Consider the following 24,850-nt stretch of genomic DNA (forward strand, 5'->3'; position numbering starts at 1 on the left):
GATTATGCCACCGCTTTTTCTGTTTGCTGGGCTTTCAGCCAGGCAATCTCTTCTGCCCAGATATCCGGATTAATCGTTTCGAGCACCAGCGGAATGCCGTCAAAACGATTGTCCTGCATGATCCAACGGAAGGCATCGTGGCCAATATTGCCTTCACCTAAGCTGTGGTGACGGTCAACGCGACTGCCAAATGCGCTCTTGGCGTCGTTCAGGTGCATACCGCGTAGGTACCTGAAGCCGACAATACGTTCAAATTCCGCAAACGTCTTTTCGCATTCCTCGACGGAGCGCAAATCGTAACCGGCCGCGAAGGCATGGCAGGTATCAATACAGACGCCGACGCGGGACTTATCTTCAACGCCGTCGATAATGGCGGCAAGGTGCTCAAACTTAAATCCAAGGTTGCTGCCTTGTCCGGCGGTATTTTCGATAACTGCCGTAACGCCCTGGGTCTGAGCAAGGGCGATGTTGATGGATTCGGCAATGCGCGCCAGACACTCATCTTCCGGGATCTGCATCAAATGGCTGCCCGGGTGAAAGTTCAGCAAGGATAAGCCCAGCAGTTCACAGCGCTGCATTTCATCTATAAACGCATCACGTGATTTTTCCAGCGCATCGCTAACCGGATGACCGAGGTTAATCAGGTAACTGTCGTGAGGCAGGATCTGGGCGGCAGTATAATGATACTTCTCGCAGGCAGATTTAAAATCATCAATGATTTCGGTGGTCAGCGGCGCGGCACGCCACTGGCGCTGATTTTTGGTGAACAGGGCGAATGCGGTCGCTTCGATTTCTGCGGCTCGAATAGCGGCGTTAGCCAGACCGCCAGCGGCGCTTACGTGCGCTCCGATATATTTCATAAATTTAACCCGCCATACTCAAATACAAAAAGGGAGAGTATAGCGGGTTAATAGAGGTGAGTCGTGATCGTTTATGCCATCAGCGCGTGGATAGCGACGTTAATCGCACCGCCACCCACAATCAGCCAGACAAACAGCAGCAGGGCCATCAGTAACGGTTTGGCACCGGCTTTTTTCAGCGCGCTAACGTGCGTGGTCAACCCCAGGGCCGCCATCGCCATTGCCAGCAAAATGGTGTCCAGCGTTACCAGCATGTTCACTACTGACTGTGGCAGCAGGTGGAACGAGTTAAAAATTGCGACCACAATGAACAGGATGGCAAACCATGGAATGGTTATTTTGCTCTTCTCACCGCCCGTGGCCGGAGACAGTTGTTTAACGCGTGCGGCCAGGAGGATAAGGAACGGTGCTAGCATCATGACGCGCAGCATTTTGGCAATAACCGCGGCGTTTTCCGCATCCGGGCTAATGGCGTGCCCGGCAGCCACAACCTGTGCAACTTCATGCATGGTGGAGCCAATGTAAATGCCGTAGGTTTCTGGGCTAAACCAGTGTGAAAGCAACGGATACATCGCCGGATACAGGAAGATAGCGATAGTACCGAAGATAACCACGGTGGCGACAGCGACGGTCACTTTACTGGCTTCTGCTTTCACCACTGGTTCGGTTGCCAGCACGGCGGCGGCACCACAAATGCTGCTACCCGCGCCAATCAGCCAGCTGGTGTGACGGTCCAGACCAAATACTTTCTGCCCCAGGAAACAGGCAATCATAAAGGTGCTGCTTAGCGTTAATACATCAATCACGATACCGCTGACGCCGACGTCAGCAATTTGCGCGAAGGTGAGGCGGAAACCGTAGAGGATAATCCCCAGACGTAATAAATGTTGTTTCGCGAACAGCACGCCGCCGTCACAGCTTTTCCAGATGTGCGGATAGACGGTGTTGCCGAGAATCATCCCCAATAAGATGGCTAAGGTGAGGGCGCTGAACCCGGCACCTGCGACGGCGGGAATGGATCCTCCCCATAAGGCGACCCCAGTGATAACTGCACTCAGGGCAAGCCCCGGAATAAAATGCCACGCTGTACGACGATGAGTCTGTAAGGTGAGTTCTGTCATATCCTTCTCCTTTATCTGGGTAAAAGAGTAAGGCGAAGTGGTTTAAAAATAAAATTGATTATATATTTATAATTAATCTATATAAGTGGTATACCCGTCATACTTCAAGTTGCATGTGCGTTGGCTGCGCTCGTTCACCCCAGTCACGTACTTAAGTACGCTCCGGGGGATGCTCTCTCTTGCCGCCTTCCTGCAACTCGAATTATTTAGGGTATAAGTAACGGCTATCCAGTGGAAAACGACTATGCATATCACCCTGCGACAACTTGAAGTGTTTGCTGAGGTACTAAAAAGCGGCTCAACAACCCAGGCATCTGTCATGCTGGCATTGTCGCAGTCGGCGGTGAGTGCGGCGCTTACCGATCTGGAAGGGCAACTTGGCGTGCAACTGTTTGACCGTGTCGGCAAACGGCTGGTGGTTAACGAACACGGACGCTTGCTTTATCCGCGCGCGCTGGCGTTACTTGAGCAAACGACCGAAATCGAACAGCTTTTTCGCAAAGATAATGGCGCCATTCGGGTCTATGCCAGTAGCACCATCGGTAATTATATTCTGCCCGCCATGATCGCTCGTTATCGCCAGGACTTCCCCGATTTGCCGCTGGAACTTAGCGTGGGCAACAGCCAGGACGTGATCAATGCGGTGCTGGATTTTCGGGTAGACATCGGGCTGATTGAAGGGCCGTGTCACAGTACGGAAATCATCTCTGAACCGTGGCTGGAGGACGAACTGGTGGTGTTTGCCGCACCGTCGTCACCGCTCGCAAAGGGGCCCGTTACGCTTGAACAGCTGGCTGCTTCGCCGTGGATCCTGCGTGAGCGAGGATCGGGGACGCGTGAACTGGTGGATTACCTGCTGTTGTCTCATCTGCCAAGATTTCAGATGGCGATGGAGTTGGGTAACTCCGAGGCCATTAAGCATGCGGTGCGCCATGGTCTCGGGATCAGCTGTTTGTCGCGTCGGGTCATTGCGGAGCAGTTACAGGCAGGGACGCTGAGCGAAGTTACCGTGCCACTACCGCGTTTAGTGCGCACTCTCTGGCGCGTTCATCACCGGCAAAAACATATCTCCAATGCCATTACGCGTTTTTTATATTACAGCGACCAGGTTGAGTAGGGCGAATAGCGCGCTAACTCTCGTCAGGTCACTCTATCCATAATGGCTGTTACGTTTTAACCGCCTTGTGCCGCCCGTTTTCTGCTTTACTTATAATCCGCGGTCAGTCATGAAGGTCTCTTATAACAGCGCATTTGTGCCGGAAGAATGCCATTTCGTCTGCTACAATCGCGCCTCATTTTTTGGATGGATAGCATTTTCACATGGTTTCCGAAACTAAAACCACAGAAGCGCCCACGCTACGTCGTGAACTGAAGGCGCGTCACCTGACGATGATTGCCATTGGAGGCTCCATCGGTACAGGTCTTTTCGTTGCATCTGGTGCAACTATTTCTGCGGCGGGTCCTGGCGGCGCGTTGTTCTCTTATATCCTGATCGGTCTGATGGTGTACTTCCTGATGACCAGCCTCGGTGAACTGGCTGCCTATATGCCGGTTTCCGGCTCGTTCTCCACTTACGGTCAAAACTACGTAGAAGAAGGCTTTGGCTTCGCGCTGGGCTGGAACTACTGGTACAACTGGGCGGTAACGATTGCCGTTGACCTGGTGGCCGCACAACTGGTGATGAGCTGGTGGTTCCCGGACACGCCGGGCTGGATCTGGAGCGCACTGTTCCTCGGCGTTATCTTCCTGCTGAACTACATTTCCGTTCGCGGATTTGGTGAAGCGGAATACTGGTTCTCGCTGATCAAAGTTACCACTGTAATTATCTTCATCGTGGTTGGCGTGATGATGATTTTCGGTATCTTCAAAGGCACTCAGCCGGTGGGCTGGAGCAACTGGACGACCGGTGATGCACCGTTTGCCGGGGGTTTTGCCGCTATGATTGGCGTGGCGATGATCGTCGGCTTCTCCTTCCAGGGAACTGAGCTGATCGGTATCGCGGCAGGCGAATCTGAAGATCCTGAAAAGAACATTCCACGTGCGGTGCGTCAGGTGTTTTGGCGAATCCTGCTGTTCTATGTGTTCGCGATTTTGATTATCAGCCTGATTATCCCGTACACCGATCCGAGCCTGCTGCGCAACGATGTGAAAGACATCAGCGTTAGCCCGTTCACGTTGGTATTCCAGCATGCGGGTCTGCTGTCAGCCGCAGCAGTAATGAACGCGGTTATCCTGACGGCGGTACTGTCAGCGGGTAACTCCGGGATGTATGCCTCCACGCGTATGCTTTACACCCTGGCATGCGACGGTAAAGCGCCGCGTATTTTCGGCAAACTGTCTCGTGGCGGCGTACCGCGTAACGCGCTGTATGCGACGACCGTGGTGGCGGGGCTGTGTTTCCTGACCTCGATGTTTGGTAACCAGACCGTGTACCTCTGGCTGCTGAACACCTCCGGGATGACGGGCTTTATCGCCTGGCTGGGGATCGCGATTAGCCACTATCGTTTCCGTCGCGGTTATGTGCTGCAGGGTCACGATGTGAAGGATCTGCCGTACCGTTCTGGCTTCTTCCCACTGGGTCCGATCTTCGCCTTTGTGCTGTGCCTGATTATCACTCTGGGCCAGAACTACGAAGCGTTCCTGAAAGATAGCATTGACTGGGGCGGCGTGATGGCAACCTATATCGGTATCCCGCTGTTCCTGATTATCTGGTTTGGCTATAAGCTGGCGAAAGGAACTCATTTTGTTCGCTACAGCGAGATGAAATTCCCGGATCGCGTGAAGAAATAACAGTATAAAAAGCATAACAAAAACCCCGGCATGATGAGTGCCGGGGTTTTTTTATTGCGCCAGACTTAGAAGCTGTAAGTCAGGCCAACCGTGTAACGACGACCATCGAGAACAGTGTCGTAGGTATCGTAATCGATTTGCTTATCCAGCACGTTATACACGCCAGCGGTCATCAGCAGATCTTTGTTTGCATAATAGCGCAAACCAACATCGACCTGAGTATAGGACGGGGTGCCCTGCGCCATGGAAGTACGGCTCAGGTATTCAGACGTTTTCCCGCGCAGATTCAGACGGCTCCAGAAACCGAGATCCTGCGTGGCCTGCCAGTCCAGCGTGGTGTTGAACATATGCTTTGGCATTTTGTTCAATGGCTGACCGGAGAACTGACCGCTTTTCTGTTCAGATTCCGTGTAAGTGTAGTTCGCCGTCCAGTTGATGTCGGAAGTCATCTTCCAGCCGAAAGTGGATTCTACGCCGCGCATATTGGCTTTATCGACGTTAACGCGATCGCTGACGAAGTCATAGTGGGTATTGCCGATGGTACAGGCCGGATCGGAGCTGCTGTTACAGCGGCGCACTTCGGTGATTTTGTCTTTGAAGTCAGTATTGAACAGCGTGACGCCCGCGTTGAGATCGTTGCCGTTATCCCACAGTAAACCGATCTCTTCGCTGAGGCTTTTCTCCGGCTTCAGGTCCGGGTTGCCGACAATGATTCCGTTCAGTCTACCGCCGCCGGTGACCTGTCCCCAACTGGCAGACGACTGGCGCAGATCCGGTGCGCGATAGCCCGCTGAAACGCCGCCTTTTAAGGTCCATTGATCGCTCAGATGCCATACGCCATAACCGCGCGGCGTCCAGTTGTCGCCGTAGTTTTCATCTTTATCCATACGCAGACCGCCAGTCAGCGTGAAGGTATCGGTAACGGCCCACTCATCTTCAGCAAACAGCGCCCAGCTCCAGCGGGTCAGTTTGTTCAGTCCATCAGCAGCTTGCAGCTGGTTGCCGTTATCACTCAGTTTTTCATAACGGTATTGCCCGCCCAACGTCAGGGTGTGCGCCCCAAGGAAGACCTGGTTCTGGTTATTGAAAATCGTGTTGTAGGACTTCATCTGGCGACCTGGGTTCTCGGTCTCTTCCTGCTGGACATAGCTGGTGGAGTTGAAGTCGTCGTAATAACCGCTGTGGGTTAGTGAATACGTTGTGTGCACATACTTGTTTTCGCTTTTACTGTTGGGCTTGCAGCTTCCGTTGCGGCAGCTTTCCTCGGCCATGGATTTGCCTGGCGTACTGTCGCGATCCTGCAGTTCACGTGCGTAATCGAAGTCGATGTCATTTTTATCATCTGGCGTAAAGTTCAGGGTTAAGCCCCCGTTACGCATACGCTGTTCATTGTAGCCATTGAGGATTTTGTCCTCTGCCCGATGAGAGAATAACCCGGTCACTTTCGCGCCGAGTAATCCGTCAATCAGGGGCCCAGACGCATAGGCGTTGGTCTGATAAATATCGCCGGAGTCTCTGTCTTCCTGGAAAGTGGCATCGCCGTGCAGAGAGCCGGTCCAGGCTTTGGTATTCGACACTTTCTTGGTGATGACGTTGATGACGCCGCCCATCGCATCTGAGCCGTACAGAGATGACATTGGGCCACGGATGACCTCGATACGCTCGATGGATTCCAGCGGCGGCAGCCAACCTTGCTCAATACCTGAGTTGTCGCTGTTAGGACGTGTGCCGCGTGTGCTGATGCGTTTACCGTTGACCAGGAAGAGCGTGTATTGCGAAGCCATACCACGAATACTGATATCGCTGCTGCTACCCCCGCCGGTGACGACGACGCCAGGGACATCTTTTAGCGCATCGGTAACATCGCGATAGGCTTTGTCCTCAATCTGCTGCTTGGTAATAACAGATATCGAAGCGGGAGCGTCCTGAATTTTCTGCTCGAAGCCAGTGGCGGTAACCACCACGGTGTCTTGTTCAGCGGCATGCCCGAGTGATGGGAGACTGGCGACGCATACTGCGGCAGCTACAGCCTTAACGTGAGGTATAGTCATTTGTATCATTCCATTTAAATGAATTTACCCGGCATACTTCAAGTTGCAGATGCGTGGCTACGCGCGTTCATACAACTCGAATTATTTAGGGTAACGATCAGCGCGTCATGTGAAAGGCCATGACAATTGTATGTATTTGTCTTTTAAGGACTCTTTTCAGTAAAGAAGCGAATGGATTGTACAAAAGTATGAATGTTTGTAAACACAAATGATAATCGAAATCATTTGTGTTTGATCTTTTTTTGAGGGTAATGCTTTTTAAATCAATAGGATAGTGGAGAAAGAAAAAAGGAGAAAAAGTGAAGGAATGATGGAGAAATGAAGAGGGCTGGCGCCCTCACTCAGGCGTTACTTCAACAAATACTGGGCGTGGAAGCGCAGGTGATCCTCAATAAACGACGCAATAAAGTAATAGCTATGGTCGTAACCTGGCTGGATGCGTAGCGTCATTGGCCATGCGGTTTGACGGGCCGTTTCGGCTAGTACCGCGGGTTGCAGCTGATCGGCGAGAAACTGATCGCTGTCTCCCTGATCAATAAGCGTCGGAATCGCGTCTGCGGGCTTGCTGGCCAACATTAACTCGCAGCTGTCCCACGCGGCCCACTGTGATTTATCTTCACCCAGATACGCGCTAAAAGCCTTCTCCCCCCACGGAACGCGGCAAGGATTTACGATCGGTGCAAAGGCGGAAATGCTGGTGTATTTCCCGGGATTTTTCAGCGCCATAATCAATGCGCCGTGACCGCCCATGGAGTGTCCACTGATGGCGCAGCGATCGCTGACGTTAAACTGCGATTGAATCAGTGCCGGCAGCTCATCACGCAGATAGTCATACATGCGAAAATGCGTTGCCCATGGCTGTTGGGTAGCATTGAGGTAAAATCCCGCCCCCTGGCCTAAATCGTAGCCATCATCATTGGCAACCTGTTCGCCGCGCGGACTGGTGTCCGGCATCACCAGTACAATGCCCAGCTCAGCCGCGATGCGTTGTGCGCCGGCTTTAGTCGTGAAGTTTTCATCATTGCATGTCAGACCCGACAGCCAGTACAGCACCGGAGGCGGGGTGTTATCGCGCGGGGGAGGAAGAAAAATACTGAAGGTCATGGTGCAATTTAACGTGGCGGAGTCGTGACGCCAGCGTTGCTGCCAGCCTTCAAAACAGCGGTGCTCTTCAAGCATTTCCATGCGGGGCTCCTTGTTGTGTTGAACCTGAATATGTTTGCGAACTCACCATAATACAGATTATTCATGGCACTGTGAGCAACTTTCACTTCCGCATTGAGCAAACATACTTCATCATCTATATAACTTTACATTAACACTCGACGTCGCTGGGTAGAACTACAAGTGAAATCGCTACGCTGAAAGGCTGTGCCAATTTCAATAATTATCGCGGTGAATACTGGATTATGTGCGCCGCCTCACGCACAATGTTCTGGCTGTGACACAGCCTAAAAACTTTGCCCCATGCAGGGCAGAGGCGCCCCACCTGCAGGAGAAGAAGAAATGTCATCACTCAGTAAAGAAGCGGCCCTGGTTCATGAAGCGCTGGTCGCGCGTGGTCTTGAAACGCCACTACGCCCGCCCGTGCAAGAGATGGATAACGAAACGCGCAAACGTCTTATCTCGGGTCATATGACCGAGATTATGCAGTTGCTCAATCTCGATTTGAGCGATGACAGTTTGATGGAAACTCCGCATCGCATTGCGAAAATGTATGTCGATGAGATTTTCTCCGGCCTCGACTACGCCAACTTCCCGAAAATTACCGTCATTGAAAACAAAATGAAGGTGGACGAGATGGTCACGGTCCGCGATATCACGCTGACCAGCACCTGCGAACACCACTTTGTTACTATCGATGGCAAAGCGACGGTGGCGTATATCCCGAAAGATTCGGTTATTGGTCTGTCGAAGATTAACCGCATTGTGCAGTTTTTCGCACAGCGTCCGCAGGTACAGGAACGTCTCACCCAGCAAATTCTCACCGCGCTGCAAACGCTGCTCGGGACGAATAATGTGGCGGTGTCGATTGATGCGGTACATTACTGTGTGAAAGCGCGTGGCATTCGCGATGCGACCAGTGCGACCACGACCACTTCTCTTGGCGGATTGTTTAAGTCCAGCCAGAACACGCGTCAGGAATTCCTGCGCGCAGTACGTCATCACAACTGATTAGGGCAGGGACCATGGAGCGTAATGTCACGCTGGATTTTATTCGTGGCGTCGCCATTCTTGGTATCCTGCTTCTCAATATTAGCGCCTTTGGCCTGCCAAAGGCGGCATACCTCAATCCCGCGTGGTATGGCAACATCACCTTATCCGACGCCTGGACCTGGGCGCTGCTCGATCTCTTTGCGCAGGTAAAATTCCTCACGCTGTTTGCGCTGCTGTTCGGTGCCGGTCTGCAAATGCTGCTCCCGCGCGGTAAACGCTGGATCCAGTCGCGGCTTACGCTGCTGGTTCTATTGGGTTTTATTCACGGTTTACTCTTCTGGGATGGCGATATCCTGCTGGCATATGGCTTAATCGGCCTGATTTGTTGGCGGTTGATCCGTGATGCGCCGTCGGTAAAAAGCTTATTTAACACCGGCGTACTGCTTTATCTGGTGGGCGTTGGCGTATTGCTGCTGCTAGGGGTAATCTCCGGGAGTGAAACCAGTCGTGCCTGGACGCCGGATGCCTCAGCGTTGCTGTATGAAAAATACTGGAAAATAAACGGTGGAATGGAAGCCGTCAGCAATCGCGTGGATATGATGTCCAATAGCTTGCTGGCGCTGGGCGCACAGTACGGCTGGCAACTGGCGGGGATGATGCTGCTCGGCGCGGCATTGATGCGCAGCGGTTGGTTAAAAGGGCAGTACAGCTTACAGCATTACCGACGCACCGGTGTACTGCTGGTCATTCTCGGGATGGCGATTAACCTGCCTGCTATCGTCGCTCAGTGGCATCTGGACTGGGCATATCGCTGGTGTGCCTTCTTGCTACAAGCCCCGCGAGAGCTGGGCGCGCCGTTGCAAACCATTGGTTACGCCGCGCTGATGTTCGGCTTCTGGCCGCAGCTTAGCCGCTTAAAATGGGTCATTGCCATCGCCTGTGTGGGGCGCATGGCATTAACTAACTATCTGTTACAAACCTTAATCTGCACCACGCTGTTTTACCAGGTCGGCTTATTTATGAAATTTGACCGACTGGAGCTGCTGTATTTCGTCATTCCGGTTTGGGCCGTTAACCTACTTTTCTCCGTCATATGGCTACGTTTTTACCGCCAGGGCCCAGTGGAATGGCTGTGGCGTCAATTAACCCTGCGTGCTGCGGGGACATCATTGCCGCGTACATCCAGATAACGATCTGGATCACATTCATTAACAAAACGGATGTAAGCGCTTTCATTCCTGTGACATCTCTCACGCAGTGCGTTTCGTTGTGCTGACAAAATACCCAGCCTGGGGTGTCTGCGGGCAACCGCAATCTAAAACAGGGCAGTGAATATGATCACCATACGTGATGTGGCACGACAGTCTGGCGTTTCTGTAGCGACCGTTTCCCGCGTACTGAACAACAGTGCGCTGGTGAGTCCCGATACGCGTGAAGCGGTAATGAAGGCAGTTACTCTGCTGGGCTATCGACCTAATGCCAACGCGCAAGCGCTGGCGACGCAGGTGAGCGACACGATTGGTGTTGTGGTCATGGATGTATCAGACGCCTTTTTTGGCGCGCTGGTAAAAGCCGTGGATATGGTTGCCCAGCAGCATCAGAAGTATGTCCTGATTGGCAACAGCTATCATGAGGCTGAAAAAGAACGTCATGCCATTGAGGTGTTGATTCGTCAGCGCTGTAACGCACTGATTGTACACTCGAAAGCACTGAGCGATCGGGAACTCGCCGAGTTTATGGATCAGATCCCCGGCATGGTGCTGATCAACCGTCTGGTGCCGGGTTACGCCCACCGTTGCGTCTGCCTGGATAACATCAGCGGTGCCAAAATGGCGACCCGAATGCTGCTGAATAATGGTCATCAACGCATCGGTTATCTGGCGTCAAGCCATCGCATTGAAGATGACACCATGCGCAAAGAAGGGTGGTTAACAGCCCTGAAAGAGCAGGGGATTGTTGCGGCAGAAAGTTGGGTCGGCACCGGTTCGCCCGATATGCAGGGCGGAGAATCTGCGATGGTAGAACTGCTGGGACGTAACTTACAACTGACGGCGGTTTTCGCCTATAACGACAATATGGCTGCCGGCGCGCTGACCGCGCTAAAAGACAACGGCATCGCTATTCCATTACACCTTTCTATCATTGGCTTTGATGATATTCCTATCGCGCGTTACACCGATCCGCAACTGACCACCGTACGCTATCCCATTGCCTCCATGGCAAAAATGGCGACGGAGCTTGCGCTACAGGGGGCTGCAGGCACGTTAGACCTGGAGGCGACGCATTGCTTTATGCCGACGCTGGTGCGTCGCCATTCAGTGGCGCTACGGCAGAATGCGGCACCGATCACTAACTCATAACGTTGCGCGATGTAACCGCTTTCAATATGTGAGTAAATTCACAGTATATTAACAATGCGATAGCTATGATGACACTGTTTGTTGCGCTGTAACTACTATGTAACGGTGAATAATCACTTTCACCGAGGTAAAGGTGCCTTAAACAAAAATTAAAGCCTGTTTTTGGAGCGTTGCCAGACACGGAAGAAATATTTTTTAAAAGTGAGCTTCGGCGTTCAGTAACACTTCAGTAACGTTCTGCCTGCCGAGCATTTATCTCAAGTACTACCCTGCATAATAAAACCGGAGATACCATGAATAAGAAGGTGTTGACCCTGTCTGCTGTAATGGCAAGCATGTTATTCGGCGCGGCTGCGCACGCTGCTGATACCCGCATTGGTGTGACTATCTATAAGTATGACGATAACTTTATGTCTGTAGTACGTAAGGCTATTGAAAAAGATGCCAAAGCGGCGCCAGATGTAAAGTTGCTGATGAATGACTCGCAGAACGACCAGTCCAAACAAAACGACCAGATCGACGTGCTGCTGGCAAAAGGCGTTAAGGCACTGGCGATTAACCTGGTGGACCCGGCAGCGGCAGGCACGGTCATTGAAAAGGCACGCGGGCAGAACGTACCGATCGTGTTCTTTAACAAAGAACCTTCTCGTAAGGCGCTGGACAGCTATGACAAAGCGTTTTACGTCGGTACCGACTCTAAAGAGTCCGGTATTATTCAGGGTGATTTGATCGCCAAACACTGGGCAGCGAACCCGAACTGGGACCTGAACAAAGACGGCAAAATTCAGTTTGTTCTGCTGAAAGGCGAACCGGGACACCCGGACGCTGAAGCACGTACCACTTACGTGATTAAAGAGCTGAACGATAAAGGCATTAAAACTGAGCAACTGCAGTTAGATACTGCAATGTGGGATACCGCTCAGGCAAAAGATAAAATGGATGCGTGGATGTCCGGTCCGAATGCCAACAAAATCGAAGTGGTTATCGCAAACAACGATGCGATGGCAATGGGCGCAGTTGAAGCACTGAAAGCGCACAACAAAACCAGCGTACCGGTATTTGGTGTGGATGCGCTGCCTGAAGCGCTGGCTCTGGTGAAATCTGGCGCAATGGCTGGTACCGTGCTGAACGACGCCAACAACCAGGCGAAAGCCACCTTCGATCTGGCGAAAAACCTGGCTGATGGCAAAGGTGCGGCAGATGGCACTAACTGGAAAATTGAGAACAAAATTGTTCGCGTTCCGTACGTAGGTGTCGATAAAGATAATCTGGCAGAGTTTACCAATAAGTAAATACTCCGTCTTTGGGCGCAATGTCATTGCGCCCTTAATAACGCACTCTGCAAGGCCAACAAGGTATAATTATGGTCAGCACACATACTCAGTCGTCAGGCGAATACTTGTTGGAAATGACCGGCATCAACAAGTCCTTCCCCGGCGTTAAGGCTCTTGATAATGTCAATTTAAAAGTCCGCCCACATTCCATTCATGCCTTAATGGGGGAGAATGGCGCGGGGAAATCAACATTATTGAAATGTCTTTTCGGTATCTATCAAAAAGATTCCGGTAGTATTTTATTTCAGGGTAAAGAAATCGATTTTCATTCTGCTAAAGAAGCGCTTGAAAATGGTATTTCGATGGTACACCAGGAATTAAACCTGGTATTACAACGTTCTGTGATGGATAACATGTGGCTGGGACGCTATCCCACCAAAGGCATGTTTGTCGATCAGGACAAAATGTACCGCGATACCAAAGCGATATTTGATGAGCTGGATATTGATATCGATCCGCGTGCGCGTGTTGGTACATTATCCGTTTCTCAAATGCAGATGATTGAAATTGCGAAAGCGTTCTCCTATGACGCAAAAATCGTCATCATGGATGAGCCAACGTCATCGTTAACCGAGAAAGAAGTTAATCATCTGTTTACCATTATCCGTAAGCTGAAAGAGCGTGGATGCGGTATTGTTTATATTTCTCACAAGATGGAAGAAATCTTCCAGCTATGCGATGAAATTACCGTGCTGCGCGATGGCCAGTGGATTGCGACCCAGCCGCTGGAAGGGCTGGATATGGATAAGATCATCTCCATGATGGTCGGCCGTTCACTGAACCAACGTTTTCCGGATAAAGAAAACAAACCCGGTGAAGTCATTCTGCAAGTACGTAACCTGACCTCGCTGCGTCAGCCGTCGATTCGTGATATCTCGTTTGATTTGCACAAAGGGGAAATTCTCGGGATTGCCGGGCTGGTCGGCGCAAAACGTACTGATATCGTTGAAACGCTTTTTGGTATTCGTGAGAAATCATCGGGTACGATTACGCTACACGGCAAAAAGATTAATAACCACAGCGCAAATGAGGCCATTAACCATGGTTTTGCGCTGGTCACGGAAGAGCGCCGCTCAACCGGTATTTACGCGTATCTGGATATTGGTTTTAACTCGTTAATCTCCAATATCCAAAACTATAAAAACAAAGTTGGTCTGCTGGATAATTCCCGCATGAAGAGTGATACCCAGTGGGTAATTGACTCAATGAGGGTGAAAACGCCGGGCCATCGTACACAAATCGGTTCACTGTCCGGTGGTAATCAGCAAAAGGTGGTTATTGGTCGCTGGTTATTAACGCAGCCAGAAATCCTGATGTTAGATGAACCCACGCGTGGTATCGATGTTGGCGCGAAATTTGAAATTTATCAGCTGATTGCCGAACTCGCGAAAAAGGATAAGGGGATTATTATTATTTCCTCTGAAATGCCGGAGCTGCTAGGTATTACCGATCGTATTCTGGTGATGAGCAATGGTCTCGTTGCCGGAATTGTTGACACTAAAACAACAACGCAAAACGAAATCCTCCGTCTTGCGTCTTTGCACCTTTAAGATTAGGGGCTCCTCATGAGTGCGTTAAATAAGAAAAGTTTTCTTACTTATCTGAAAGAAGGCGGAATTTACGTTGTTCTTTTGGTTTTGCTGGCGATTATTATTTTCCAGGATCCCACTTTCTTAAGCTTACTGAACCTGAGTAATATTCTGACGCAATCCTCGGTGCGTATTATTATCGCATTGGGTGTGGCCGGGCTGATTGTTACCCAAGGGACAGATCTGTCGGCGGGACGTCAGGTTGGCCTGGCGGCAGTCGTGGCGGCAACCTTGCTACAGTCGATGGAGAACGCCAACAAGGTGTTCCCGGAAATGGCTACAATGCCAATCATCGTAGTCGTGCTGATTGTTTGCGTGATTGGCGCCATTATCGGTCTGGTGAACGGTATTATCATTGCTTATCTGAATGTGACGCCGTTTATTACCACCCTGGGTACGATGATCATCGTTTACGGGATCAACTCCCTGTACTACGACTTTGTCGGCGCATCACCAATTTCTGGCTTTGACAGCGGATTCTCCACCTTCGCGCAGGGCTTTATTGCGCTGGGTAGTTTCCGCCTCTCCTACATCACCTTCTATGCGCTGATTGCGGTGGCGTTTGTCTGGGTGCTGTGGAACAAGACCCGCTTCGGTAAAAACATTTTCGCCATCGGCGGAAACCCTGAAGCCGCGAAAGTGTCCGGGGTCAACGTTGCGCTGAACCTGCTGATCATCTATGCGTTGTCTGGCGTGTTTTATGCCTTCGGCGGTTTGCTCGAAGCCGGGCGTATCGGCTCGGCGACTAACAACCTCGGCTTTATGTATGAGCTGGATGCGATTGCGGCGTGCGTGGTTGGCGGCGTGTCGTTCAGCGGCGGGGTCGGTACCGTGTTTGGCGTGGTGACCGGTGTGATTATCTTCACCGTCATCAACTACGGTCTGACCTACATTGGCGTGAACCCATACTGGCAGTACATTATCAAGGGCGGCATTATCATCTTCGCGGTCGCGCTGGACTCACTGAAGTACGCGCGTAAGAAGTAATCGTATACCGCAAAAAGCCCGGTGCAGCGTAATCTGTACCGGGCTTTTTTGTCAGCGTTACAACGTTAACGCATGCTCTTTCTCACCGGGTTTAAATTTCACTTCACCCAGCTCAATACAGGCTACCGGACAAACGTGACCACACAACAGGCATCCCACACATTTTTCTGTGTTGCAATGCGGTGTGCGGGTTTCCTCATTCCATTCCATCGCCTGATGTCCGCCGTCATAACAGGAGATGTAGCAGCGGCCACAGCCAACGCATTTATCAAGATGAATGTTCGGGTAGACGATGTAGCTACGGTCAAGATCCTCCGCGGGGATGATATTGGCATTGGCAAGACCAACCATCTCCTCCAGTGAGTCAAACCCTTGATCGGCGAGGTAATGTGACAGCCCGCTGGTCATGTCCTCCACAATCCGGTAGCCATACTGCATGATCCCGGTGGTCACCTGCAGCGTGGCCGCGCCTAACAGTAAAAACTCGGCGGCATCTTCCCAGGTCTCAATTCCCCCGATGCCGCTAATCGGGAAATCGCGCAGTTCAGGGTGCATGCGCAGTTGTTGGATAAATCGCAAAGCAATAGGTTTAACGGCCTTGCCGGAGTAGCCGGAAATACTGGATTTACCGTTGACGACCGGCATCCCGATTTTTCGGTTCAGATCGATATTCGTGATGGATTTAACCGTATTGATGGTCGCGATACCGTCGGCACCTCCGTGTTTTGCTGCCAGAGCCACCTCACACATATCACCAATGTTCGGTGTCATTTTCGCCAGCATCGGCAGGGACGAGCCGCGTTTAACGGCCCGACAATACTTTTCAACCAGCTCAGGGCTTTGCCCGACATCGCTACCCATGGCATGTGAGGTCATTTGCGGGCACGAGAAGTTACACTCGATCATGTCGGCACCCGCGTCTTCAACCAGGCGGGCCAGTTCCTGCCATTGCTGCTCATTTTCCCCCATAATCGACGCAATCAGGACTTTGTCCGGGTAGTCCTGTTTCAGTCGACGAATTGCGGCCAGATTCTCCTCCAGCGGATGCTCGGCAATTTGTTCCATGTTTTTGAAGCCAATAAAGCCGGTATCTTCTTTGGTGAGATGGTCAAAGCGTGGGGAGACTTCATTAGCAATAAAGAACCCGATCGTTTTAAAAACAATGCCACCCCAGCCGCTATCATAGGCTTTGGCGCACATTTCATAGCAGTTGCCCACCGGAGAGGAAGAGAGGCAGAACGGGTTGGGGAATTTGACGCCGCAAAAAGTAATAGAAAGATCTTTCGTTAACATGAGCAAGCTCCCTCTAAATAGTGATGAATGGCCTGAGCGGCTTCTTTTCCCGTTTTCACGGCGTAAACAACGGTTTTATCGCCTTTAACAATATCGCCCGCAGCAAACAGAGCCGGATCGGCGGTTTGATAATTGTGCGTATCGATAAGATTGCGCTGTGGCTTTAACGCGGCGAAATTATCAAGCTGAGCATGTTGGCCGACGGCGAGAATAATCTGTTCGGCTTCAAGCGTGAGTTCTCCTGCCAGGCGTACGTGCTTAAAGGTGACTCGATTTCCGCTAACCGCCACGGGCGTGAAGCCGTCAATTATCGACACCCCTAAAGCCTGTGTGCTGCTGAATTCTTTGTCGCTGGCCGGGAAGTCGGCGAGTTCTTCACGCGCGACACAGGTGACTGACGGGCAGCCCAGCAGCTTCAACGTACTGGCGACATCCATCGCCACGTCGCCACCGCCGATGATTAATGCACTTTGTGCGACGGTAATATCGCCGTTGGATTGCCGGGCTCGTTGCAGAAAATCGACGGCGATTTCGACGTGATTCGCCCTCTCAAACAGAGACAACGTTGAACCGTAAGACATCCCTACGGTAACCAGTACGGCGCGGTATTCTGCTTTGAGTTGCTCAACGGAAAGGGCATTGCCGACTTCACAGTTGCACTTGATGGTCACGCCCATTTCAACGATACGGGCAATTTCAAGATCCAAAACTGCTTGCGGCAGACGAAACTCAGGAATGCCATAACGCAACCAGCCACCTGGCTGGGCCTGTTTTTCGAAGATTGTGACATCATAACCAAGATTACTTAGCGTTACGCTGGCCTGTAACCCTGCCGGACCCGCCCCGATGATAGCTACCTTGCCGAGCGTTTTTGTTGCCGGCTGATAGATTTTCATTGCGGTCTGCTGTTCAAAATCGGTAATAAAGCGTTGCAGACGTGCAATATCGATAGGTTTATCAATTCCTGAGCGCGTACATCCGCGCTGGCATAATTTTTCGGTTGGGCAAACCCGGGCGCACACCGCACCGAGCGCATTATTTTCGCGGATAGTTTCTGCCGCGCCTTTAAAATTACGAAAATAAATAGAGCGAATAAATTTCCCTGGGTCTGTTTTCGCCGGGCAATCATGACTACAGGGGGCGTCGTGACATAATAAACAGCGGGAAGCCTCTTTTATTGCTAATAATGGGGTAAAAGCAGGCGTGAGCTCATCCAGATAATTTTGTTGTGGCATATTTTCTTCCTTAATGCTTGAGTAAATTAAGGCAAACCGTTAATAACAAAATATAAAAAGTGAAGGCTATTCTTAAGGCTAAGCACTGCAGGAAGAGTATTCTGTGAAAGGATTCACAAATAGAAGATAGTCTGAGGGAAATGCTGGCGGGCAGCATTAATCCCTTACATTGAAATGGTAACTATTATCAAAATATTAGCTATTCTCAAATGCTAATATAAAGGAAAATTCTTTAGCGATAAAAGACTAAGTAAATAACCATCCCGAAGGATAAACATCCGCACCCGGCATAAACCAGCACATAAGACCAAAATTGCAGGGGCTCTTGATTGCGATAAGCGTAAACCGGTTCGCGCGCATTCTTTTTAATTTTATCTACGGCCCCAGAACGCCAGCCTTTCCATGCTTCGCGAAAACAAAATACGGGAATGAGCAGAAAGGCCAACACGACGAAAAGGGTTTGTACATCCATGCTTATTTTCCTTGTTTCTTTTGTAATTCGAGTAGTTGTTCAGGCGTGACCGCCGGATATCCCTGTGCATCGTCCGGTACCTGATGCATGGTAGGGATGGGCACCAGCGGGCCTAAAAAGCGGGGTTCACGTTTGAAAATATAGAGATCGGCCAGTGCGCCAAAGCGGGCGCCAAATTCACGTACCCGCACGGTGAGCATATCTTTTGGTGAGGGCACCGCATAGCACTGGGCCTGGATGCCCATATGCAGCGCAATAAACAAGGCGCGCTCACAGTGGAATCGCTGAGTAATAATGATGAAATCGTTGGTATCGAACACCTTGCGGGTTCGTACAATTGAATCGAGCGTCCGGAACCCGGCGTAATCAAGCACGATATCAGCGGGATCGACACCTGCGGCAATCAGATCTTTACGCATCGTCATGGGTTCGTTGTAGCTTTGCTGTGCGTTGTCGCCGCTCAGCAGCAGATAGTTTACCTTTCCACTGTTATAGGCGTTCAATGCGCCCTGAATGCGGTAGCGGTAATACTGGTTGATGACGCCGGTGCGATAGTATTTCGCCGTGCCCAGGACCACACCGACCTGGCGGTAGGGTAAATCCTGCAATTCGTCGTAGATGTAAGGAGCGGTCTTCCAGCTCATCCACCTGTCGAGCCCAAGCACAGTCAAAAGCAGCAAGCCTACCAGGACTAACAGGCTGTAAAACACGCGCTTTAACATGCAGAAAACTCGTTATTTGGATGGAATTTCAATCAGGCTACTGTACCGGAAGACGTAGCGCAAGAAACAGCAATCTGATTGAGGGGATTTTCAGCAAAACGGCCCTGTTGGATGGTAGCAACAGCAAATCTGGCCGACAACCTGGAGCGATTGCAGGCCAGATAAGCGTAGCGCCAGGCAATTAACCGAGCAGCACGCGCTCAATATTATTGCAGCCCAGCGCTTTCAGGGTAGCGGAGGTCGCATCCCACTGAATCAACGGCGCATCGGCTTTTTCAGCCAGCACAGCACGCTGGATATCCGGGTAGTCATAACCGTTAAGGTTCAACAGGTTTAACGCGCCTTGCAGCGGCGGCAGGGTCGGGTTGAAGGCGGCATTTTCCGCATAGCTACCGCTAAAAATTCGACCATCTTTACATTCCAGCGCCACGCCGCTTGGGGAGTTGCTGTACGGCATATGACATCTGTTGGCGGCGGTGATAGCCGCTTGGGTCAACGCATCGCCCTGCAGCGCGAAGCCGTGATCCTGATCGTCCATCAGCAGCGTTTTAATCTCCAGATCTTTCGGTCCGAAGGCGTCTGGCAGGTAATCGCGCAGCACGTGTGGCGCACGTCCCGGCAGATGAATACGTAAATCCAGTCCACTGTTCAGTTCGTTCATAAACTGGCGACAGTGGCCGCACGGCGTGTAGTTGACGGTGATGGCGGCGAGCCCTTTTTCACCGCGCAGCCAGGCATGGCTAATGGCGCTTTGCTCGGCATGAACGGTTTGCTGCATAGTCGCCCCCAGGAACTCCATGTTCCCACCGAAGTACCAGGTGCCGCTGATGCCGCGAGAAATTGCCCCAACGTTGAAGTTGGACAGCGGAGTACGCGCGCAGGCCGCAGCCAGCGGCAGTAGAGCGAATGCCAGCGCGTCTTCGTCCAGTCCCGATTCGCGTTTTAGCAAAGAGACCTGCTCAGCAGTCAGCATGGCGGGAAAATGCGCATCCGCCAGAACAGGCGCCAGGGCTGATTGCAAGTTATCCGCGAGTTGGGCAAAAGCAGTTTGAAAACGTGGATGCATGGCGATGCCTCATAACAATGTAATGGAATCGTAGTTTACGGGCCTGTTACGGCTTTATATGTGATCCAAATCTCATTGTGTATGCAACTTATGAAACTTAAATTAAAAATGTGCAACGCATCGCAAATAATTAGCCAAAAATTGAAGGTTAACCGACCAGGGCCAGAATAATCGGGAACAGGAATGGGGCGACCAACGAGGTGATAATGCCGCAAATAACCAGCGCCAGAGAGCTAAACGCGCCTTCCTGATAGTCCAGCTCTGCACAGCGTGCGGTACCCAGGGCGTGCGAAGCGGTACCCATGGCCAGTCCACGTGCGGCTTTGGTGCGAATACGCATCGCATTGAGCAAAGTATGACCAAACACAGCCCCGAGGATACCAACAAAAATGACGCACACGGCGCTGATGGCCGGAATACCACCAATGCTGCCTCCCACTGCCATAGCGATAGGCGTGGTTACCGATTTCGGCATGATTGACGCAGCAATTTGCGGCGATGCGCCCATCAACAAGGCGATTGTTGTACCTGTAACCATCGCCACAACGCTCCCCGCAAAGCAGATGGCAATAATTGATTTCCAGCGAGCGCGAATCTGGTGCAGCTGTTCGTATAACGGATAGGCCAGCGCGACCACGGCAGGTTGCAGTAAATCGTTCAGCACCTCACTGCCTTTGAAATAGTGATCGTAGGGAATTCCGGTCAGCATCAGAATGGGAATGATCACCACCATGGCGACCAGTAGCGGGTTCAATAGCGGCATTTTAAATCGTGCAGCCAGCTTACGTGCGCCAAAAAATACCGCCAGGGTAAGGGGTAACGACCACCAGATATACGACATCATTCTTTAGACCCTTTTTGCCCAACGATTTTGCGCTCACCGTGCACAATGTGAGAACTCCAGCTCACCACCAGGAAAACGACCAGCGTACTGATGGTACAGGACACCACCACCGGACCAAATTGCGCACGGAGCAGATCAAAGTACTGCATGATCCCCACGCCAATCGGGACAAACAGCAGGGCCATATAGCGAATCAGCACATAGCAGCCGGGGTTAACCCATTTTGCCGGTAACACCTGCAAAGCCAGTAAGACAAACAGAATCAGCATGCCGATAATGCTGCCCGGAATGGTGATGGGGAGTAGCGATGCAAGAAAAATACCTGCATAGAGGCAGGCATAAATCAGGACGAATGCGCGCAAATATTGCCAGATAATGTTCAGTGCTTTGCTCATAGTTGAAACCCTTGACGAGACTGATTCATCATACAATTAAACTTCAAAACGTGCTACCGATCACATCATGAATTCTAAGCATAGAAGAAATAGATATCTGGAACATCGGGCGATGGCCCTAACTGTTCACGTTAAACCTGTGCCAGGTAATACAGAAAACGATTCAGGGCGGTCGTGGGCGTTTCATTGTTGCGCCAGAACACGCCTACGCTGCCTTTTTGTTCAATCTTCGGCAGATTCAGGATAGCCAGCTGTCCCTGGGCGGCATAACGCTGCGCCAGGCGTAGAGAAAGAATAGAGATCATGTCGCTACTTTGCAGCAGGTTGGTGCTGACGTTTATCGACGCCGACTCAATGATGTTTTCCGGTAGCATGACGCCGTTATCTACCAGCGCGTTGTCAATGCTTATCCGGATGGGCGTTCCCGTCGGCCAGACAATCCAGCGCCAGTTAGCCAGATCATGCCAGGTGAGCAGGGGATATTTTGCCAGTGGATGGTCGGGGCGCGCGACGAAACAGACCGGTTCGGTATACAGCACCTGGTAATTGAGCGGCAACTGAAGCGCCCGGCCACCGACGCGTCCGACCACCACATCCACCGAACCCGCGAGCAGATCGTGCAGCAGCGGGGTCATCACCTTCTCTTCAATATTAAGATGCAAGGTCGGCAGCTCTGTGAGCAAACCCAGTATCGCCTGTGAAACGCAGTCCGTCGCCACCGGCGAGCAGCCAATCTTCAGACTCCCTACCAGGCCTCCCTGCTTAAAACGGGCGATTTCATACTGTGAACGTTCCATATCATTGATCAGGCGTTGGGCATGCTGCAGTAGCAGCTTGCCGCCTTCTGAAGGGCGTAAGCCTTTGCTATGACGTTCAAAGAGTGTGATACCCATCTCATCTTCGAGCTGTGATAACCATTTTGACAACGCTGGCTGGGTGATATTCATCATTCGGGCGACGTGAGTCAAATTCCCCTGTTCGCCCAGCGCAATAAGCGTTTGCAGGTGGTGTAACTTAAGTTTCTGCGCCCAGTTAGCCATTTGCTATAACCTCCAGGTTATGCCTCTGCATGAAAAGCCATTGTACATTTCATCTCCAAACATACAAAGTCGCAACATACCTAAAACAAAACAGACATTTACTCTACCTGCACTGAGGCATTCACTATGACTCAACAACGTGATCTACAAGCACTGATCGATTCCGCCCCCGTCGGTAAGACCCAGTGGCGCGTTATCATTTGCTGTTTTTTGGTCGTCATGCTCGACGGTTTTGATACCGCAGCTATTGGTTTTATCGCGCCTGATATTCGCACCCACTGGCAACTGACGGCCGGAGATCTGGCGCCGTTGTTTGGCGCAGGCCTGCTGGGTCTGACCGCTGGCGCACTGCTCTGCGGTCCGCTATCGGATCGTTTTGGCCGCAAACGGGTGATTGAACTCTGCGTGGCGCTGTTCGGCGCACTGAGCCTGATCTCGGCTTTTTCCCCCGATCTGCAAACGCTGGTTTTTTTGCGCTTCCTTACCGGGTTAGGCCTGGGCGGCGCGATGCCAAATACTATCACTATGACCTCAGAATACCTGCCAGCGCGTCGGCGTGGTGCACTGGTCACCATGATGTTCTGCGGTTTTACCCTGGGCTCGGCGATGGGCGGGATTGTCAGCGCACAGCTGGTGCCGGTTATTGGCTGGAACGGCATCCTGGTGCTGGGAGGCGTGCTACCGCTGATGCTGTTTGTGGCTCTGCTGTTTGCGCTGCCGGAATCCCCGCGCTGGCAGGTTCGTCGTCAGTTGCCGCAAAACGTGATTGCCAGAACCGTCAGCGCCATCACCCGGGAACGTTATGACAATACCCAATTTTATCTCAACGAGGGCGCCGCGATTGCCAAAGGCAGCATTCGCCAGCTGTTCGTCGGGCAACAGTTGCCCATTACCCTGATGTTATGGGTGGTGTTCTTTATGAGCCTGCTGATCATTTATCTGCTCTCCAGCTGGATGCCAACGCTGCTTAACCATCGCGGAATTGACCTGCAGCATGCCTCATGGGTGACCGCCGCCTTTCAAATTGGCGGTACGCTCGGTGCGCTGGTGCTGGGAGTGCTGATGGATAAATACAATCCTTTCCGCGTGCTGGCAGTGAGCTATGCGCTGGGTGCGGTGTGTATTGTCATGATTGGCCTGAGCGATAACGGCCTGTGGCTGATGGCGCTGGCCATTTTTGGCACCGGCATCGGCATCAGCGGTTCGCAGGTGGGCCTGAATGCCTTAACCGCCACGCTTTATCCGACGCAGAGCCGGGCTACGGGCGTCAGCTGGTCTAATGCGATTGGCCGCTGCGGCGCGATTGTCGGCTCGCTCTCCGGCGGCGTGATGATGGCGATGAATTTCTCATTCGATAACCTGTTTTTCATTATTGCCGTTCCGGCGGCCATCAGCGCGGTGATGCTTATGCTGCTGACGGTTGTTATCCGCCAGTCGGCCTCTGTCCCTGACGCGTTGTCACGCGTAGGCATCGTGAACAAATAAGGAGAATCTCTATGTCAGAACTTAATCAGGATGTTAAGAACAGCCGTCAGCAGTTTTACCAGCATATTTCCGGGCAGAATCTGACCCCTCTGTGGGAGTCGCTGCACCGCCTGGTACCTCCAACGCCGAACGCACATTGTGCTCCTGCGTACTGGAACTACCAGGAGATCCGCCCGCTGCTGCTGGAAAGCGGCGATCTGATTGGCGCGAAAGAGGCAATTCGTCGCGTACTGGTGCTGGAAAACCCCATGCTGCGCGGACAGTCTTCAATCACCCCAACGCTGTACGCCGGATTGCAGTTAATCATGCCGGGCGAGGTTGCCCCGAGTCACCGGCATAATCAGTCTGCGCTGCGCTTTATTGTCGAAGGGAAAGGGGCATTTACTGCGGTGGATGGCGAGCGCACCCAAATGCATGAAGGCGATTTTATTCTGACGCCACAGTGGCGCTGGCACGACCACGGCAACCCAGGCAGTGAACCGGTGGTGTGGCTGGACGGTCTGGATCTGCCACTGGTGAATCTGCTGGGTTGCGGCTTTGCGGAAGATTACCCGGAGGATCAGCAACCAGTCACGCGCAAGGAAGGGGATTACTTACCACGCTACGCGGCCAATATGCTGCCGCTGCGTCATCAGAAGGGTAACTCATCGCCAATTTTCAACTATCGCTACGATCGCAGCCGTGAAGCGCTGCATGACCTGACCCGCATGGGCGACGCCGATGAGTGGGACGGTTACAAGATGCGTTACGTCAACCCGGTAACCGGTGGTTATCCCATGCCTTCAATGGGGACCTTTTTACAACTGTTGCCGAAGGGCTTTTCCTCGCGGATGGCGCGTACCACCGACAGCACTATCTATCACGTGGTGGAAGGAAGCGGGCAGGTCACCATCGGCACCGAGATCTTCAATTTTTCGCCAAAAGATATCTTCGTGGTGCCAACCTGGCACGGCGTGTCATTCCAGGCCCACGAAGATGCCGTCTTATTTAGTTTTTCGGACAGACCGGTTCAGGAAGCGCTGGGGTTGTTCCGTGAAGCACGTTATTAA

22 protein-coding genes are annotated in these 24,850 nt (G+C 51.9%); 10 read left to right on the forward strand and 12 right to left on the reverse strand.

Going from position 1 to position 24,850, the window contains the following annotated elements:
- Positions 1-2: 2 nt before the first annotated feature.
- Positions 3-860, reverse strand: coding sequence for a deoxyribonuclease IV (gene nfo / locus HVZ39_RS08800; protein ID WP_046275457.1), 858 nt, complete (start codon positions 858-860; stop codon positions 3-5).
- Between the two features lie 71 nt (positions 861-931).
- On the reverse strand, positions 932-1,981 hold the full coding sequence (locus HVZ39_RS08805; RefSeq protein ID WP_016153726.1) for a YeiH family protein: 1,050 nt from the start codon (positions 1,979-1,981) through the stop codon (positions 932-934).
- A gap of 244 nt (positions 1,982-2,225) precedes the next feature.
- Between HVZ39_RS08805 and yieE the strand changes: the two genes are divergently transcribed.
- Complete coding sequence (yieE, locus tag HVZ39_RS08810) at positions 2,226-3,098, forward strand: DNA-binding transcriptional regulator YeiE (RefSeq protein ID WP_181633480.1); 873 nt, start codon at positions 2,226-2,228, stop codon at positions 3,096-3,098.
- Positions 3,099-3,301: 203 nt separating this feature from the next.
- Positions 3,302-4,771 (forward strand): lysine-specific permease, encoded by a 1,470-nt coding sequence (gene lysP, locus HVZ39_RS08815; protein WP_016153724.1) that lies wholly within the window; start codon positions 3,302-3,304, stop codon positions 4,769-4,771.
- Between the two features lie 65 nt (positions 4,772-4,836).
- On the opposite strand, the gene HVZ39_RS08820 is transcribed toward lysP, so the two are convergent.
- Both HVZ39_RS08820 and fghA read right to left on the reverse strand, forming a co-directional pair.
- Complete coding sequence (locus HVZ39_RS08820; RefSeq protein WP_016156980.1) at positions 4,837-6,822, reverse strand: ligand-gated channel protein; 1,986 nt, start codon at positions 6,820-6,822, stop codon at positions 4,837-4,839.
- Positions 6,823-7,170: 348 nt separating this feature from the next.
- The gene (fghA, locus tag HVZ39_RS08825) at positions 7,171-8,007 is read right to left on the reverse strand and encodes an S-formylglutathione hydrolase (protein WP_016153722.1); all 837 of its coding nucleotides are present in this window, start codon (positions 8,005-8,007) and stop codon (positions 7,171-7,173) included.
- A 321-nt stretch (positions 8,008-8,328) separates the two neighbouring features.
- Between fghA and folE the strand changes: the two genes are divergently transcribed.
- From folE to mglC, 6 genes are all read left to right on the forward strand, one after another.
- Positions 8,329-8,997, forward strand: a complete 669-nt coding sequence (folE, locus tag HVZ39_RS08830) for a GTP cyclohydrolase I FolE (protein ID WP_003027410.1) — start codon at positions 8,329-8,331, stop codon at positions 8,995-8,997.
- A 14-nt stretch (positions 8,998-9,011) separates the two neighbouring features.
- Positions 9,012-10,169: a DUF418 domain-containing protein YeiB gene (gene yeiB / locus HVZ39_RS08835; RefSeq protein ID WP_047500983.1), complete on the forward strand. Its 1,158-nt coding sequence runs from the start codon at positions 9,012-9,014 to the stop codon at positions 10,167-10,169.
- A gap of 144 nt (positions 10,170-10,313) precedes the next feature.
- Positions 10,314-11,339, forward strand: coding sequence for an HTH-type transcriptional regulator GalS (gene galS / locus HVZ39_RS08840; protein ID WP_047359172.1), 1,026 nt, complete (start codon positions 10,314-10,316; stop codon positions 11,337-11,339).
- Between the two features lie 293 nt (positions 11,340-11,632).
- Positions 11,633-12,631: a galactose/glucose ABC transporter substrate-binding protein MglB gene (mglB, locus tag HVZ39_RS08845; RefSeq protein WP_181633481.1), complete on the forward strand. Its 999-nt coding sequence runs from the start codon at positions 11,633-11,635 to the stop codon at positions 12,629-12,631.
- A gap of 71 nt (positions 12,632-12,702) precedes the next feature.
- Complete coding sequence (gene mglA / locus HVZ39_RS08850) at positions 12,703-14,223, forward strand: galactose/methyl galactoside ABC transporter ATP-binding protein MglA (RefSeq protein ID WP_016153718.1); 1,521 nt, start codon at positions 12,703-12,705, stop codon at positions 14,221-14,223.
- 15 nt (positions 14,224-14,238) lie between these two features.
- Positions 14,239-15,249 (forward strand): galactose/methyl galactoside ABC transporter permease MglC, encoded by a 1,011-nt coding sequence (gene mglC / locus HVZ39_RS08855; RefSeq protein ID WP_003027393.1) that lies wholly within the window; start codon positions 14,239-14,241, stop codon positions 15,247-15,249.
- A 57-nt stretch (positions 15,250-15,306) separates the two neighbouring features.
- Here the strand turns inward: mglC and preA are convergent, their stop codons facing one another.
- The 8 genes from preA to HVZ39_RS08895 all read right to left on the reverse strand — a co-directional run bounded on the left by preA (position 15,307) and on the right by HVZ39_RS08895 (position 22,316).
- Positions 15,307-16,542, reverse strand: coding sequence for an NAD-dependent dihydropyrimidine dehydrogenase subunit PreA (gene preA / locus HVZ39_RS08860; protein ID WP_016153717.1), 1,236 nt, complete (start codon positions 16,540-16,542; stop codon positions 15,307-15,309).
- Positions 16,536-17,777, reverse strand: coding sequence for an NAD(P)-dependent oxidoreductase (locus tag HVZ39_RS08865; protein WP_181633482.1), 1,242 nt, complete (start codon positions 17,775-17,777; stop codon positions 16,536-16,538). The genes preA and HVZ39_RS08865 overlap by 7 nt, the downstream gene beginning before the upstream one ends.
- A 232-nt stretch (positions 17,778-18,009) precedes the next feature.
- Positions 18,010-18,249: a DUF2542 family protein gene (locus HVZ39_RS08870; RefSeq protein ID WP_016153715.1), complete on the reverse strand. Its 240-nt coding sequence runs from the start codon at positions 18,247-18,249 to the stop codon at positions 18,010-18,012.
- Between the two features lie 2 nt (positions 18,250-18,251).
- Complete coding sequence (sanA, locus tag HVZ39_RS08875) at positions 18,252-18,971, reverse strand: outer membrane permeability protein SanA (protein WP_016153714.1); 720 nt, start codon at positions 18,969-18,971, stop codon at positions 18,252-18,254.
- A gap of 181 nt (positions 18,972-19,152) precedes the next feature.
- Positions 19,153-20,037 carry a cytidine deaminase gene (gene cdd / locus HVZ39_RS08880; protein ID WP_016153713.1) on the reverse strand — a complete coding sequence of 295 codons (885 nt, stop codon included), beginning with the start codon at positions 20,035-20,037 and terminating at the stop codon, positions 19,153-19,155.
- 148 nt (positions 20,038-20,185) lie between these two features.
- Positions 20,186-20,881: a CidB/LrgB family autolysis modulator gene (locus HVZ39_RS08885; RefSeq protein WP_016153712.1), complete on the reverse strand. Its 696-nt coding sequence runs from the start codon at positions 20,879-20,881 to the stop codon at positions 20,186-20,188.
- On the reverse strand, positions 20,878-21,276 hold the full coding sequence (locus tag HVZ39_RS08890; protein ID WP_016153711.1) for a CidA/LrgA family protein: 399 nt from the start codon (positions 21,274-21,276) through the stop codon (positions 20,878-20,880). Before HVZ39_RS08890 ends, HVZ39_RS08885 begins: the two co-directional genes overlap by 4 nt.
- 131 nt (positions 21,277-21,407) lie before the next feature.
- Positions 21,408-22,316, reverse strand: coding sequence for a LysR substrate-binding domain-containing protein (locus HVZ39_RS08895; protein ID WP_016153710.1), 909 nt, complete (start codon positions 22,314-22,316; stop codon positions 21,408-21,410).
- A 126-nt stretch (positions 22,317-22,442) separates the two neighbouring features.
- On the opposite strand from HVZ39_RS08895, the gene HVZ39_RS08900 reads away from it, so the two are divergent.
- Positions 22,443-23,801 (forward strand): aromatic acid/H+ symport family MFS transporter, encoded by a 1,359-nt coding sequence (locus HVZ39_RS08900; RefSeq protein ID WP_181633483.1) that lies wholly within the window; start codon positions 22,443-22,445, stop codon positions 23,799-23,801.
- Between the two features lie 11 nt (positions 23,802-23,812).
- A complete protein-coding gene (gene gtdA, locus HVZ39_RS08905) occupies positions 23,813-24,850 on the forward strand; it encodes a gentisate 1,2-dioxygenase (RefSeq protein WP_019077221.1) in 1,038 nt (345 codons plus the stop codon).

Origin of the sequence: Citrobacter sp. RHB35-C21 (assembly GCF_013816515.1) — a bacterium.
GTDB lineage: Bacteria > Pseudomonadota > Gammaproteobacteria > Enterobacterales > Enterobacteriaceae > Citrobacter > Citrobacter braakii.